Raw genomic sequence first — 15,843 nt, 5'->3', positions numbered from 1 at the left:
GGAGAGACGATATGTTAGAGCAAGGATTCGTATCTGCCGCGGCAATTGCGGCAAGTGTGTTGTTTATTCTGTCCCTGGGCGGTTTGAGCAACCAGGAAAAAGCCAAGCGGGCCGTGTGGTACGGCATCGTGGGCATGGCAGTAGCGGTGTTTTTCACCGCCTTTGGCCCTGGCATCGGTGGCTACTGGTGGCTGATTCCGATGATGTTGATCGGTGCGGGTATCGGGGCGTATGTGGCCGGTAAGGTCGAAATGACTGAAATGCCCCAGCTCGTGGCCGCGTTGCACAGCTTCGTAGGCTTGGCCGCAGTTTTGGTGGCCTGGAGCGCGGATTTAGAGCGTCGCCGGGTGATGGCGGCGCGTGCCGCCGAGGCGTCGTTGGATCAGTTCTCCGCCTTTGCTGCGCTAGTCGCAACGAAAGCCCCTGATGAGCTGATGTTCCTGCAAGTCGAGGTAGTGCTGGGCATCTTTATCGGCGCGGTGACGTTCACCGGCTCGGTGATTGCCTTTGGCAAGCTGGCGGGCAAGGTGGATGGCAAACCCCGTCAGTTGCCCGGCGGGCATATGCTGAATGCCGGGGCGGCGGTACTCTCGCTGCTGCTGGCCATTCTCTACCTGAACGGGGCAGGCTTCTGGACGCTAATTGTGCTGGCGGCACTGGCCTTCTTTATCGGTTATCACCTGATCATGGGGATTGGCGGCGCCGATATGCCGGTGGTCGTTTCAATGCTCAACAGCTACTCCGGCTGGGCGGCGGCAGCGATCGGCTTCACGCTCTCCAACGACCTGCTGATTGTCACCGGTGCGCTAGTGGGCTCCTCCGGTGCGATTCTCTCTTACATCATGTGTAAGGCGATGAACCGCAACTTTATCAACGTCATTTTGGGCGGCTTTGGCGGTAGCCAAGGGCCTGCGGCGGAGATCGAAGGCGAGCAGGTCAGCATCGATGCCGGCGGTGTGGCGAGTGCTCTTAACGATGCCGACAGCGTGATTATCGTGCCTGGTTACGGCATGGCGGTTGCTCAGGCGCAAACGGCGGTGAGCGATTTGGTGCGTAAGCTTCGCGCAGCGGGTAAGACCGTACGCTTCGGTATTCACCCGGTCGCAGGCCGTTTGCCAGGCCATATGAATGTGCTGCTGGCGGAAGCCAAAGTGCCTTACGACATCGTGCTGGAGATGGACGAAATCAATGACGATTTCGCCACCACCGACGTGGTGATCGTGATTGGCTCCAACGACATCGTAAACCCCGCGGCCGAAGAAGATCCTAACAGCCCTATCGCCGGCATGCCGGTGTTGAAAGTCTGGGAGGCCAAGCAGGTGTTTGTCAGCAAACGCGGCCAGGGCACCGGTTACTCAGGCATTGAGAACCCGCTGTTCTTCAAAGAGAACACGCGCATGTTCTACGGCGATGCCCGGGATAGCTTGAATACGTTGCTACCGTTGATTGATTAGGCCTAAGCCTAACCAATCAGTACTGAGCCCGCGAGAAATCGCGGGCTTTTTTGATTCTGTGCATGGCACTGGCACTCCTGCTATGGTCGAGTACTGCCTCTATTTGTTGAGCACTTACTTCCATGAATCAACGCCCTAACCCCCGCGTGCTACTGCGCTTGCTGGGGCTGCTACGTCCTTATCGACTTCGTTTGGCCTTGGCGGGCCTTGCGCTGTTATTGGCTTCGGGCAGCGTACTGCTGCTAGGCAACGGGTTGCGGTTAGTCATTGATCGTGGTTTTTTAGATGCCGATGCGCAGGCGTTAGGCCAAGCGCTGGTGTTGATGCTGGTGGTAGTAACGGTGCTGGCGTTCGCTTCCGCACTGCGTTACTACCAAGTCACCTGGATTGGCGAGCGTTTGGCTGCCGATCTACGCCAGCGGGTGTTCGATCACTTGCTCACCCTGGAGCCCAGCTTTTTTGAGAGCGCAAGCGACGGCCGTGCCGCCGGCGAGATCGCCTCACGATTAACCGCGGATACCAGCGTACTGCAGAGCCTGTTTGGCTCCTCGGTATCGCTGGCGCTGCGCAATCTGGTCATGCTGGTGGGGGCGGTGGTGCTAATGCTGGTGACGCAGCCGTGGCTCTCGGCGATGGTGTTGATTGGCATCCCCGCCACGCTGTTGCCGATTGTGTGGTATGGCCGTCGGGTGCGGCGGCTTTCCCGCACCAGTCAGGACCGTGTGGCCGAACTGGGCCGCTATGCCGAAGAAGCGTTGAGCGGTATTCTAACCCTCCAGGCGTTTACCCAAGAAGCAGCGGATAAAACCCACTATGGCCAACGGGTCGAGCAGGCGTTCGGCAGCGCTGTCGAGCGCACCCAGCAACGCGCCTGGTTGACCGGCATCGCCATGTTAGTAGTGTTTGCCGCGGTGGGGTTGATGCTTTGGCAGGGCGGTCAAGCAGTGCTAGATGGCACCATGAGTGCCGGTGAGCTATCGGCATTTATTTTCTACGCCGTGCTGGCGGCGGGGGCTATCGCCACCTTGGCTGAAGTGGCGGGTGATGTGCAGCGTGCAGCAGGGGCGGCGGAGCGCTTATTGGAGCTGCTCGATACTCAGCCCGCTATCCAGTCGCCTGCGAAACCCCGTCACCTACCGATGCCATCAAAAGGTGACATCGTGCTGCAGAGCGTCAGCTTCACTTACCACGGTCGGGAAACGCCGGCGCTTGCCGGGTTTGATTTACATATTCAGTCAGGGGAGCGGGTCGCCATTGTTGGGCCATCGGGCGCGGGTAAAAGCACGCTCTTGGCGCTGCTGCTGCGCTTTTACGACCCCAGCCAAGGGCGTATATCGCTGGATGGGATCGACGTCCGCCACTTAGACCTTGCTGCACTTCGGCGCGCCATGGGGTTGGTTGCCCAGGAGCCGGTGCTGTTTAGTGGCTCGGTGGCCGATAATCTTCGCTATGGCGACCCCGATGCGGATAATGAGCGTCTGCGCACCGCCGCTCAGGATGCCAGCGCCCTCGACTTTATCGAAGCGCTTCCTCAAGGTTTTGATACGCCCCTTGGCCCCGGTGGTGTGCAGCTTTCCGGTGGCCAGCGTCAGCGGCTCGCTATTGCCCGGGCGCTGCTCAAAAATCCGGCGGTGTTGTTGTTGGATGAAGCCACCAGCGCCTTGGATGCGGAGAGTGAGCGGCTGGTACAGCAGGCGCTGGATCGGCTGATGGTGGGGCGCACCAGTATTGTAATCGCCCACCGGCTCGCCACCGTTATTGCTGCCGACCGCCTGTTGGTGCTTGATGGTGGTCAACTGGTCGCGGCGGGCAATCACACCGAATTGATGGCTACCAGCCCCCTCTATCGCCATTTAGCCGCGCTGCAGTTTGGCGGTGAAAGGTGATCAAACTGTTTTGTTAACGCCAGGAGTTGCTATGTCGAGTTTTTTCCAACGCCTTAATGCGGTGAATGCCCCTTCCATCGGCCTTGGCTGTATGAATCTCTCCCATGGTTACGGCAGCATCGTGCCTGAAAACGCGGCCATACGAGCGTTGGATGAGGCGTTTGAGATGGGCTATCGCCACTTTGATACCGCGACGCTTTACGGTGCCACGGCCAATGAAAGCGTGGTGGGGCGAGCGCTTGAGGGCAAGCGTCGCCAGCTGTTTCTGGCCAGCAAATGCGGTATGGCCATCGACCCTGAGACAGGCAAACGGGTGATTGACGGCCGCCCTGAAACGCTGCGCAAGCAGTGCGAAGAAAGCCTGACACGGCTACGTACCGACCACGTGGACCTTTACTACCTGCACCGTCTGGATCGACACATTCCTGTTGAAGAGAGCGTGGGAGCGTTGGGGCGCTTGGTAGAGGAGGGCAAGATTGGTGGCGTGGGGTTGTCGGAAATTTCAGCGATTACTTTACGCCGGGCAACCACGGAGTACCCCATCGCCGCCGTGCAGTCGGAATACTCGCTGTGGACGCGCAACCCTGAAATCGCCCTGATAGAGGCGTGCCGAGAGGTGGGCGCGGCGATGGTCGCGTTTAGTCCTCTGGGGCGAGGCTTTTTAACCGGCGCCATCCAAGACCCGTCGCGCCTTGCAGAGGGCGATATGCGCCGCAACATGCCGCGCTTTAGCGCCGAGAACTACCCTCATAACGTAAAACTATTTGACCAGTTGGCAGCGCTGGCGCAGGCCTTGAGCGTGACGCCGGGGCAGTTGGCCCTGGCTTGGTTGAAGGCGAAGGGCGACGACATTATCCCCATTCCCGGTACCCGCTCACCTGACCACATGCGGGAAAACTTAGCGGCGGAAACGCTGCGCCTGGATGTCACCACAATGCAGCAGTTGGATGCCATGATGACCCCAGACCAAGTTGTGGGTGCCCGCTATAGCGAGGCGCAACAGGCGGATATCGATACAGAAGAATTCACCGTTTAGTGCGGTAAGGCGATAGGTGATGGTTAAAAGCTATTGGCGCAGTCGCAAAAAGTAAATTGTGACTATAAGGGAACTGCTTTAAAACAGTACCAAGTTCATGGTGCGTCCGTACTAGTCATAAAGGCAATGTACACGACGCTCAACGTCAGTTGACTTGGTCGCTAGAAAGCGAGCACCACCAAGAAAAAAGCAATTAACACAAAATAGAGTGATGGGAGAGCGCGATGAGTGGTAAATGTCCTGTAATGCACGGTGGTAATACTTCCACAGGTACGTCGAATAAAGACTGGTGGCCTGAAGGGATCAACATGGATATTTTGCACCAGCAAGACCGTAAATCGAACCCGATGGATGCGGATTTTGACTATCGGGAAGAGGTCAGAAAGCTCGATTTTGACGCGCTCAAGCAAGATGTTCATGCGCTGATGACGGACAGCCAAGCGTGGTGGCCGGCTGATTGGGGCCACTATGGCGGTTTGATGATCCGTATGGCATGGCACTCTGCTGGCACCTACCGTCTTGCCGACGGCCGTGGTGGCGGTGGTACCGGCAGCCAGCGTTTTGCCCCCCTCAACTCCTGGCCGGATAATGTCAGCCTTGATAAGGCCCGTCGTCTATTGTGGCCAATCAAGAAAAAGTACGGCAATAAAATCAGCTGGGCCGACCTGATGATTCTGGCCGGTACCGTTGCTTACGAATCCATGGGCTTGCCTGCTTATGGCTTCTCGTTTGGTCGTGTGGATATCTGGGAACCCGAAAAAGATATCTACTGGGGCGATGAGAAAGAGTGGCTGGCGCCTTCTGATGAGCGCTATGGCGATGTTGAAAAGCCAGACACCATGGAAAACCCGCTCGCTGCGGTTCAAATGGGCCTTATCTACGTTAACCCGGAAGGGGTTAACGGTGTTCCCGACCCGTTGAAGACCGGTCAGCAGGTGCGTGAAACCTTCGCACGTATGGCGATGAATGACGAAGAGACCGCCGCGCTTACCGCGGGTGGCCACACCGTGGGTAAGTGCCACGGTAATGGCGACGCGGCAGCGCTGGCGGCTGAGCCAGAAGCCTCTGACGTTGAGAACCAGGGCTTTGGCTGGGGCAACCCAACCATGGGTGGCAAGGCAAGTAATGCCGTTACGTCTGGCATCGAAGGCGCCTGGACGACTAACCCCACCAAATTCGACATGGGTTACTTTGACCTGCTGTTCGGTCATGAGTGGGAACTGCGCAAAAGCCCGGCCGGTGCTCACCAGTGGGAACCCATCAACATTAAGGAAGAGGATAAGCCGGTTGACGCCAGCGACCCCTCTATTCGCCACAATCCGATCATGACCGATGCGGATATGGCCATGAAGATGGATCCGACTTACCGTGCCATTTGTGAAAAATTCATGGCGGATCCTGAGTACTTCAGGCTCACGTTCGCCAAAGCATGGTTCAAGCTGACCCACCGTGACCTAGGCCCGAAAGCGCGCTACATCGGACCGGAAGTACCCGCTGAAGATCTGATCTGGCAGGATCCGGTTCCGGCTGGCAGCACCGACTACAGCGAAGAAGTGGTTAAGCAGAAAATCGCCGAAGCAGGCCTGAGCATCAGCGATATGGTTAGCACCGCGTGGGACAGCGCGCGCACGTACCGCGGCTCTGATATGCGCGGCGGTGCCAACGGTGCACGCATTCGCTTGGCGCCGCAAAAGGATTGGGAAGGCAACGAGCCTGCGCGTCTCGCCAGCGTACTAGCCGTGTACGAGAAAATTTCTGCCGACACCGGCGCTAGCCTTGCCGACGTGATCGTTCTGGCCGGTAGTGTGGCGATCGAAAAAGCCGCTAACGCCGCAGGCTATGACGTTCGTGTGCCTTTCCTGAAAGGGCGTGGCGACGCCTCTGCCGAGATGACCGATGCAGACTCCTTTGAGCCACTAGAGCCGCTGGCTGACGGATTCCGCAACTGGCAGAAGAAAGAGTATGTTGTGAAGCCGGAAGAACTGCTGCTGGATCGCGCTCAGTTAATGGGGCTGACAGGGCCTGAAATGGTCGTGCTCCTCGGCGGCATGCGTGTGCTAGGCACCAACTATGGCGGCACTAAGCATGGTGTCTTCACCGACCGTGAAGGCCAGTTGACCAACGACTTCTTCGTCAACCTGACCGATATGGGCAACACTTGGAAGCCGGTGAGTAAAAACACGTACGAAATCCGTGATCGTCAAACGGATGCCGTTAAGTGGACCGCTTCTCGTGTTGATCTAGTGTTCGGTTCTAACTCGCTGCTCCGTTCTTACGCAGAAGTTTATGCCCAGGACGATAACGGCGAGAAGTTCGTCAAAGACTTTGTCGCCGCCTGGACGAAAGTGATGAACGCAGATCGCTTTGACGTTGCGTAACCATCGATAAGCATGACCTCTCTACCCAAGCCTGCATCGAAAGATGCGGGTTTTTTTATTACTTGCTGATAGGGTGACCATCGCTTGCTTAACCGCATGGTGTTTTAGAAGCGGGAGTTTTCTCGCCTTGACGCTGTCAGTAAAGGTGACCTTTCCAAGGAGTATAACGATGCAGAAAGCCAGAATCTTGCAGCAGGGCAGTATTCACTGCTTCCCCGTTGGCCTTCGCGATGAGCAGGGAAAGCTCGCCAATGCCGAAGTGTCGGCGGTTATGTACGACGGAGAGCGGTTATTGCTGGCCAGCGACAAGCCGATTCCAGGAGAGCATCGTTCCGCGGTCTTTGCCTTACCCATGACGGATGACGGGCCAGATGATTCGCAGCTCGAGTATTTTACAACGCCGCTGATCAAGCGCGCGGTGAAGTATGAAGACTTCGCCCTGACCGCCGATGGTAAGCATGTATTGGCCACGACCGGCTTTGATCGCATCGATGGCGCGACCCATGACCTGAATGCCTATAACCATTTATTGATCTGGCCGCTGGGCGAGCCTGAAAAGGCCCAGGCGGTTGACCCTGACCCCCGTGACGGAGTGGAAGGGTCGTTGGAGTTACGCAACAAGCTGAACCACGCCATCGGTTTTCCCTACTACAAGATTGAAGGGCTGGCGGCAGTGCCGGGTGAGCTAGGTGATGGGCTGCTCCTTTTCGGCGTGCGCGAGCAGGGGCAGCACCATGATGACTTCGCCTATGTAAGCCGTGTGGTGGGCGCACACTATGTGGTGAATGCGTCCGGTAACCTGGAGTTTATCGATGAGTTGCGCGAGCTCTACGCCTTTGAACCGACTGCCCATGAAGGGGTGTCGACCGAGTGCGGATTATCGAGTCTTGAATATGACCCTTATCACCACCGACTTTATCTGATGACCAGCTTTGAAACAGAGGTCGATAACGTCGCCCGCATTGGTGGTTACCTATGGCTAATGGAGCTGGATAACCTCACCACTGGTGAACCACCTGCCTTGATACGAGGGATGGACGGCACCCCGTTTGAATTCGAGCACAAGGCAGAAGGGCTAGCCGTGCTGGATCATGAGCGCGTCTTTGTAGTGTACGACAATGACCGTGAAATGGGCGTGGGCAGTATTGACGAGCGCGATGAGCGTCATGCCAGTGAAGCGCTTTATACGCTGTTACATATGGAGTAATGCGCGAACGCTATCAGGCTAGCATGCAGAAAAAAGCACCCAAGCGGGTGCTTTTTGCGTTGCTTATGAGTGGGTTTAGAACTCTTCCCACTCTGCTACTTCATGGTTTTGCTGGGCGGCCTTAGGGCGGCGGCTAGGTGTCGAGGGCAATGAAGTACCTGAGCGCGCTTGGTGCGCTGCTGTAAAAGGGAGTGCGGAGTGCTCGGCGCCGCCTTCGTTGAGCACAAATTCGCTCATCAGCTGATCCAGGCTGCGGGCGTTGTCGCGCATGGAGGCGGCAAGGTTCGCGCTTTGGCTGACCATGGCGGCATTTTGCTGGGTCATCATATCCATCTCTGCCACGGCCGTATTGACCTGCTGAATACCGGTCGTCTGCTCCCGTGCGCCGGCGGCAATCTCGGCAATCACATCCGACACCTGGGTGACGCTGTGACGAATCTCCTGCATGCGCTCAGCCGCTGCCTTGACGATGTCGCCGCCTTCCCGTGAGTGGCTAACGGACATATCGATCAGCGCACGAATATCGTGAGCAGCGGAAGCCGAACGACTGGCAAGGGTACGCACTTCGCTGGCGACGACAGCGAATCCGCGGCCCTGCTCGCCAGCACGCGCTGCTTCCACCGAGGCATTCAGTGCCAATATATTGGTCTGGAACGCAATCGAGTCAATCAAGCCGATGATATCGCTGATCTTGTTGGCCGAATCACTGATGGCTGCCATCTTGGCTTCCATCTGGTTCATGGACTCAGTGCCACGTTCTGAGGCATTGGCAGCCTCTAGCGCAAGGCTATTGGCCTGTTCGGAGGCCTGGGAAGTATGCGCCACGGTGGAGTGAATCTGCTCCATAGAAGCGGAGGTTTCCTGGAGGTTGGCGGCTGCTTGTTCAGTGCGCGATGAAAGCTCTTGCGTACTATCCGCCATATCGCTGGCATCCGATAACACCGTGCGCGCGTTCTGGCGCACTTCCTGAAGTGTTAACTGCATACGCTCCACAAAGGCGTTAAACCCATGGGCGAGGTCGCCTATTTCATCGTTGGTTTTGGCCTCTAATCGGCGGGTCAAATCGCCTTTGCCTTGGGCAATGTCCGCCATGGCAGTCGAGGTTTGCTTGATCGGTGCGAGGGAGCGACGAGCCGCATAGGCAACCACAGCCAATAGCAGCACCAATAATAAACCGCCCGCCAGCAGTAGCGATTGAAGGAGGCTCTTAGTGACCGCCGTAAAGGCGGTGATCGGGACAGTGACCCCGACTACCCAGGAGGTACCTTCTACTGGGCTCCACATAAGAACGGTTTGTTCGCCGCTAGGCATGGTGATGTCACCGGAGCCAGGTGTGCCGCTGAGTATTTGCTGACTCAATGCATCTAGCCCTTCATAGCCCTGCTGGTCGGCGTCGGTATAATTGAGCGACATGCGGTACTCTTCAACCGGATGGGCGATGACCTGGCCTTGGCTGTCGATTAGCCACCCATAGCTGCCCTCGCCAACATTAATATCAGAGGTAATATCAGACACCGCGGCCATAGAGACCGTCATGCCTAGCAAGCCTGCTCTATTATCCCGAGCATCAAAAACGGTGTCGGCGACAATTGCCGTTGGCAGGCCGCTAATCATGGAGATAACTGGGTCGCTAAGAAGGCTGTCTTCACTACCCTCGGTCACCAGGGTTTTGAAATAAGGGCGTTCGGCAATCTCCAGGTTGACACCTCCGTGGGTCAGCGTGGCGCCTGAAGCATCAGAGAAAAAAAGTGATTCAATGGTGCCACCCGGTGGGTAGCGCTTTTCGAGCCAGTCGAGATGAGAGGCAAGTGGCACGTCCTCAACCAAGCGCTCATCTTGGGCCAGCACTGCAATCCAATTACGATATCCGGTGATCCAACGACTGATTTCATCGGCACGCGCCTCTACTTGCCGCTTACCGGCATTATCGATTAAAGCAGGGATCGCTTGATTAAGCTGTTGGTTGACGACGATACCTAATAGAACGGCCACGATTAATAGCGGTATAGCGACAGCAGTTAGCAGTTTCTGCGTCAGTGAAAGACGAGAAATTTTTTTCATTTGTTGCCTCGACGTGTGGGCCAGTCGTAGGGCGCTGCTCGTAAAGCAGCACCCTACGCTGGCTGTTATATAGTTCCCTAGACGATCTCTTGCTACCATTATTTATTAACGGCAGCTAATGTAAAAACTTAAGACACAAAAGTATGTTTGACGCGTATTTTAACCAGGCTGTTATTTTTTTATGCTTGGTTTGTTTTTCCATGTAACGTTTTATATTTTAATTTAGGTTGTTGGTTAAAGCCCTCCCTAACCGTCGTTATAAAAGCGCCGCCCTTTACTTTTTTACTAAGCTAGGCCGTTGCTTTGGCATGAGCCATTTGCTTGTTTCCAATAAAGAAACAATAAACGCAAGGTTTAAAATAGCTAAAGCGGCAGGGTCTGGCTGCTGGATAGCTAATGACCCACTATTTACAACTCATTTCGATGTTTGCCACGATAGAGACGCACGATGTCGGCCATGACTGCCAATGCAATCTCAGACGGTGTTTTGCTGCCTAAATTAAGACCAATCGGCATCGTAATCCTTGCCAATTGAGCGTCTGTCAGTCCGCCAGAGCGTAATAGCCGCTCTGCCCGTTGTTGTGAGGTTTGCTGCGAGCCCATAACGCCAATGTAAAACGCCTCCGTACGGACGGCCTCGATCATCGCCAGATCATCAATACGTGGGTCATGGGTCACTGCGACCACGGCGGTATTGGCGTGGCAACCGCCTGAAGCGATAAAAACGGAAGGCAGTACGGCTTGTACTTCCACGCCAGGTACATCGAAATTCTTGCGAGCGCCCTCGTTGGGGTCGCAAACGATGACTTCAAAACCAAGCGATCGTGCGAACAAGGCGCAGTGTGACGAGATTGAAGAGATACCCGCGATAATAAGCCGTAGCGCTGGACCGATGCGAATGTTGACGCTGGTGGTATCGAAGGCAACAGCGGGCTCAGCCAACGTGGCAGGATTGAAACGCTTGCGGCCATCGGGCAACGAGATAGCGCGGGATAGCGATTGCCGGCCCAGTAAGGTGGCATGCATCACTTCTAGGTGGGTGAGGTTTTCGGCCGTCGGTGCCAATAGTTCCACCAGCACGTCCAAGCTGCCGCCGCATGGCAAGCGGACTGATGCAGCACTATCCTCGCCGCCATAACGTATTTGTTGCACAGGCTTGTCGAAATTGCCGCTCTGCAAACGGCCGATGAAGTCTTCTTCAACGCAGCCGCCCGATAATGAACCGATATACTCTCCCATTGAACACGCTACCAGCATCGCCCCTGGCTCACGAGGTGAGGAACCAAAGGTTTTCAACACCGTGCAGAGCCACACCGTCAGCCCTTCATTGGCCCATTTCAATGCGCGTTCAATAACCTGCAAATCAAGATGATGCATTAACTAACGGCCTCCAAGGGATGGTTGCGGGAGGCTTTTAGAATCTCGCGAACGCAGGCAGGGGTAAAGGGCGGATGGGTAAATCGTACGCCTGTAGCGTCAAATAGCGCGTTAGCAATCGCAGGAGCGCCGGGGAGAGCGGTTGACTCGCCGACGCCCAGTGGCGGCATTTTCTGACGGTCAAGCAGCATGACCTCGATAGTGGGAAGCTCGGAGAAACGCAGTACCGGGTAGCCTCCCCATTCTGTGCTGGTAGGCAAGCCGTCCTCGAACGTGACCCGCTCTTTCAAAGTGCGGCTGAGCATCTGGATGACGTTGCCATGCACCTGATGACGGACACCCGCCGGATTCACCATAAGGCCAGCGTCCTGCCCCACGTAAAGTCGTTCCAAGACAATCCGGCCGCTTTTCACATTCACCTTGAGCTCGACCACCCAGGCGGCTAGCGCTGCGCCAAAGCCTGGAAATTTGCTGTGCACGTACTGCGCATAGGCAAAACCACGGCCGTAATGCCAATCGGCCTCACTACGCGGATTCGCATTGGCGACGCCTGTTGGCCAGTTCGCTCGCGCTGCAAGCGCCTCGACTAGCTCGCAGGCGCGGGTATCGTTTAGGTAGCGTAATCGATACTCCACGGGATCCACGCCGGCCAAGTAGGCGAGTTCGTCGATATAGCTTTCGTGCGCGAAGGTGTTAGGCAGTGCCGAGACGCCGCGCAGCCAGGAAGCACGAACAAGGGTGGGCACGTCTTCACACAGGATCTGGCGATGCGGGTAGTGGTAGGGCGGCACCGATGTCCGGTCGCCCATCTGGAAGGGAATGTCGATAGGCGGTACCGCCCCCGTCAGCAACAGGGCCAGGGTGGGGGCGCTGTTCGAGGGGTAGCGCGTACGAAACCGATAGGCTGCTGGGCTGCCATCGGCATTCAAAGCTCCCTGGATCTGCATCGTCTGGGCCGCCCCCTTGGGCTCCCATAGGTGCTCTTGCGAGCGGGTCAATTGTACGCGAACCGGTCGGCCGACTGCCTGGGAAAGCAGCACCGCATCGGCACCCACATCATCCGCGCAGTTGCGACCGTAGCAGCCAGCAGCTTCCATGCGGGTGATGGTAATGACTCTCTCATCAAGGCCGGTAAGCCGTGCCAGATCGGCACGCAGGCTGTGCGGGTTCTGGGTTCCTGACCAGACGTGTATCGCATTCTCATTGGCATCGGCGACCGAGCAGGAGGGGCCAAGGGAACCATGCAACTGAAAGGGCCATACATAATGACGATCAATGCGCTGGTGGGCGTCGGCAAGCGCGCGCTCTGCATCGCCTTCGTCGAGCAGCAGACGCTCCTCACTGGGCAGGTCCAGTATCGCCTGTTCGATATTACTCAATGAGGGCAGGTCTTCGACTGGACGCCACTCGACCTTGAGTTGCCTGGCAGCGTTAGCGGCCTGCTCTTCCCGTTCGGCCACGACGCCGACAAAGTCGCCGATGACGACAACGCTGACTACGCCTGGCAGGTGCGCCACGGAGTTTTCGTCTACCGTGATTAAACTGGTGCCAATGAAGTCGCCGTTGTCGTGACCTGCATACGGCGGCCGGACAACCCGCCCATGCAACATGTCGGGCAGGCGCAGGTCGTGGACAAAGGTCAATTCGCCTGTGGCTTTGCCGGGTATATCCACGCGGGCGGTGGATTGGCCCACCAGTGTGTAGTGGCTGGCAGGTTTGAGCGGTGCGCTATCGGCCAGCCGCAAGGCGTGGCGATTACCGCACAACAATTGGCCGTAGCTCACCGGCGGATGCCGCTTGTCGCTAGGCTGTAGATAGCCGTCCTGGCAGGTGAGCAGGGAGCGCTCTGTGCCGAAGTGGCGAGCGGCTAGCGTGAGTAGGTACTCGCGCGCCTGCGCAGCAGCCCGCCGCAGTGGTTCGGCGGTGATTTGGATCGTCGCGCTGGCAATGGTGGGCCCTTGATTGGGCACGTCGAAGGGGTGGCCGAGCACCATGGTGACGCCACCGAAGGGAGCGTTCAGCTCCTCGGCCACGATTTGTGCCAGTGCCGTGCGAATGCCGGTGCCTAGATCCACATGGCCATTGAAGGCGAGGATATGGCTGTCGCTCAACACGGCAATGAATATTTCGGGCTCCACTGGGATGAAATCAGAGTGTGTGCCCGGTTGGCCCGGTGCGGGCTTGGGGGGCGCGACTGGCTCACGATAGATCACCAGAAGATCCGGCTCATGGAGCAACGACTGTCTCGTGTAGTTAAGTTTATCAGCCATGGCACGCCTCCCAAGCTAACGTTTAAATGCGTCTATCAATGCGGATTCGAGGTGCTTATCGAGAGTTAAATAAGGTAAAATTATAGCGTACACACCATAAAAGCACGCGCAATTATCTCTGCGCAAGCAGTATTTCATACGTTGATGCATCACTTTATAAACCAAGCCATACTCGATATACGACGTCGCCAATACAGTAAGGATAGGGAATGACTACGGATAGTGCGTTACAACACTCGTCCTCCGGCGAGCACCCCACGCCTTCACAGCAGGGGTATGATTTTTCTAAGCAGGTGGGCCATCTGTTACGCAAGGCCTACCAGCGTCATACGGCTATTTTTCAGCGTTATAGCAGCGATAAGCAGTTAACCGCCATCCAATTTGTAACGTTGTGCACGGTGATGGAGCGCGGCCCCAGTTCGTTGACCGAGATTGTCAACGTGACGGCGATAGACCCGGCGACCATTCGCGGTGTTATCAAGCGCCTCAAGGCGCGTGAATGGATCACATTGACCACCGACCCGAAGGATCAGCGCAAGGTAATGGTCGTGATCACCGAATCGGGTGCCGCCCTGGTTGAAGAGATGGTGCCCAGCGCCAAACAGATCAGTGATCAGACCATGAAGAACCTCAATCCAGCCGAGCGGGTTGCCTTGATGCACCTGCTGGAAAAAATGAATGCCGATGGCTAACACCGCGAAGGTGGAGACTCCACCTTCGCTTGCAGAAGCGCGCTAGCGGCCTGCCAAGTAGCCAAGTGTTTCATCCAGCCCAATCACATCACCATACTTGCTATCGATATCAAACAGGTTGGCTTCATGGGGCGCGGGATGACGGTCACCGACGCAGTCGCGCACGACCATCACCCGAAAGCCGTGCTGTACGCCGTCAACGGCAGTGGCGCGAATGCAGCCGCTGGTGGAGCAGCCGGTGATGATCAGCGTATCGACGCCCATGGCAACCAGCGTAGAGGCGAGCGAGGTACCAAAGAACGCGCTGGCATACTGCTTGGTCATTACCAGCTCGTCTTTACGCGGAGCCACTTCAGGGCAGAAGTCGGCATAAGGGTTACCTGCCACCATTGCTCGCATTACCGGCGCCTTCTTCACCCAGATGCCGCCGTCGATCTGATCCGCGGCGTGGTAGAGGATATTGGTATGGATGATGGGTGTGCCAGTGCGCCGCGCGGCATCCAATAGTGGCGGCATCTTAGCCACGGCATCCACTACCCCCTCGGCAAAGAGGGGTGAGCCCGGTGTGGTATAGCCTTGCATGAAATCGACCACGAGCAGTGCAGGCGTTTTGCCAAAGCCGATACGCCCATCCCATACCCCTTGGTAATTACTGCCCAAGGAGTTATCGCCCACGTCGTTGGCGCTAGCGCTTTGATTGGAGTACATCATCGTGGTTACGCCCTCCTAGTAGGCGCCGGACAGCAAGGCGCCCGCGCCGGGCACGATCGGCTCTAGATCGAGCGCTTTCAGCATGGCGTAGGTAGTGGCGATGGCCGCCGTTACCACCGGCTTGCCCGTTAGCGCCTCTACCTTGGCGACAGCAGGCAGCGAGGGCATTTGTACGCAGGCGGAAAGCACGATGGCATCCACGTCACTTAAATCGAGGCTGGCGACAATGGCGGGAAGATTGGCCGGATCATGGCGGGCGACGTCCAGGTTATTGGGAATCTCAAGCGCGCGGTAGTCGAGCACGTCTATCCCTTCCTGGCGGATGTAGTCGACTACCATTTCGGTCAGTGGCTTCATGTAAGGCGCCACCACTACCACCCGCTTGGCTTTCATCACACCCAGGGCATCGACCAGGGCACCGGCGCTGGTGACCACCGGCGTGTCGCAGCCGTTCTCTTCGGTACGGCTGCGCAGACGCTTTTGCGACTCTCGGTGGTAGCCAGGCCCCATCGCCATGATGGCCACCAGGCAGGCGTAGCCCATCACATCCACTGCGGCATCAGAAAGCTCCAGAGCGCAGCGGTCTGACTCTGCATCCATGGCGGCTAGCTCGTCCTTGCTGACGTTTTTCATGCGCATGCGGCTGGAGTGGAAAGTAAAGCGCTCAGGCCGGATTAACTGACGCGCCGTCAACATGGCGGGTATTTCGGTCTCCATGGTGATATTGGAGCTGGGAACGATCTGGCCGATACGGTATGTCTTGGCCATGGA

At 57.0% G+C, this 15,843-nt stretch carries 11 protein-coding genes; 6 read left to right on the top strand and 5 right to left on the bottom strand.

Features of this window, described 5'->3' with window-relative positions:
* The first annotated feature begins 11 nt into the window (after positions 1–11).
* From ACUN8H_RS09855 to ACUN8H_RS09835, 5 genes are all read left to right on the top strand, one after another.
* Positions 12–1,454: an NAD(P)(+) transhydrogenase (Re/Si-specific) subunit beta gene (locus tag ACUN8H_RS09855; protein ID WP_101146442.1), complete on the top strand. Its 1,443-nt coding sequence runs from the start codon at positions 12–14 to the stop codon at positions 1,452–1,454.
* 122 nt (positions 1,455–1,576) lie between these two features.
* Complete coding sequence (locus tag ACUN8H_RS09850) at positions 1,577–3,340, top strand: ABC transporter transmembrane domain-containing protein (protein ID WP_445531965.1); 1,764 nt, start codon at positions 1,577–1,579, stop codon at positions 3,338–3,340.
* A gap of 31 nt (positions 3,341–3,371) precedes the next feature.
* A complete protein-coding gene (locus ACUN8H_RS09845) occupies positions 3,372–4,376 on the top strand; it encodes an aldo/keto reductase (protein ID WP_445531964.1) in 1,005 nt (334 codons plus the stop codon).
* Between the two features lie 224 nt (positions 4,377–4,600).
* Positions 4,601–6,754, top strand: coding sequence for a catalase/peroxidase HPI (katG, locus tag ACUN8H_RS09840; RefSeq protein ID WP_445531963.1), 2,154 nt, complete (start codon positions 4,601–4,603; stop codon positions 6,752–6,754).
* A gap of 169 nt (positions 6,755–6,923) precedes the next feature.
* Entirely contained in the window at positions 6,924–7,961 is a 1,038-nt protein-coding gene (locus ACUN8H_RS09835) for a hypothetical protein (protein ID WP_445531962.1), read from the top strand.
* A gap of 75 nt (positions 7,962–8,036) precedes the next feature.
* Here the strand turns inward: ACUN8H_RS09835 and ACUN8H_RS09830 are convergent, their stop codons facing one another.
* The 3 genes from ACUN8H_RS09830 to ACUN8H_RS09820 form a co-directional block, all read right to left on the bottom strand.
* Positions 8,037–10,022, bottom strand: a complete 1,986-nt coding sequence (locus ACUN8H_RS09830; RefSeq protein WP_445531961.1) for a methyl-accepting chemotaxis protein — start codon at positions 10,020–10,022, stop codon at positions 8,037–8,039.
* A 408-nt stretch (positions 10,023–10,430) separates the two neighbouring features.
* Positions 10,431–11,399 (bottom strand): XdhC family protein, encoded by a 969-nt coding sequence (locus ACUN8H_RS09825; protein WP_445531960.1) that lies wholly within the window; start codon positions 11,397–11,399, stop codon positions 10,431–10,433.
* Complete coding sequence (locus ACUN8H_RS09820; RefSeq protein ID WP_445531959.1) at positions 11,399–13,669, bottom strand: molybdopterin cofactor-binding domain-containing protein; 2,271 nt, start codon at positions 13,667–13,669, stop codon at positions 11,399–11,401. Before ACUN8H_RS09820 ends, ACUN8H_RS09825 begins: the two co-directional genes overlap by 1 nt.
* A 209-nt stretch (positions 13,670–13,878) precedes the next feature.
* On the opposite strand from ACUN8H_RS09820, the gene ACUN8H_RS09815 reads away from it, so the two are divergent.
* The gene (locus tag ACUN8H_RS09815; protein WP_445531958.1) at positions 13,879–14,361 is read left to right on the top strand and encodes a MarR family winged helix-turn-helix transcriptional regulator; all 483 of its coding nucleotides are present in this window, start codon (positions 13,879–13,881) and stop codon (positions 14,359–14,361) included.
* 42 nt (positions 14,362–14,403) lie between these two features.
* Here the strand turns inward: ACUN8H_RS09815 and ACUN8H_RS09810 are convergent, their stop codons facing one another.
* Both ACUN8H_RS09810 and ACUN8H_RS09805 read right to left on the bottom strand, forming a co-directional pair.
* Positions 14,404–15,072, bottom strand: a complete 669-nt coding sequence (locus ACUN8H_RS09810) for an N-carbamoylsarcosine amidohydrolase (protein ID WP_445531957.1) — start codon at positions 15,070–15,072, stop codon at positions 14,404–14,406.
* 15 nt (positions 15,073–15,087) lie between these two features.
* Positions 15,088–15,840: a maleate cis-trans isomerase family protein gene (locus tag ACUN8H_RS09805; RefSeq protein ID WP_445532177.1), complete on the bottom strand. Its 753-nt coding sequence runs from the start codon at positions 15,838–15,840 to the stop codon at positions 15,088–15,090.
* Between the last annotated feature and the right edge of the window lie 3 nt (positions 15,841–15,843).

Source organism: Vreelandella sp. V005, from assembly GCF_052645115.1.
The sequence above is the reverse complement of the archived record's forward strand: the minus strand, read 5'-3'. Positions and strand labels throughout refer to the sequence as shown.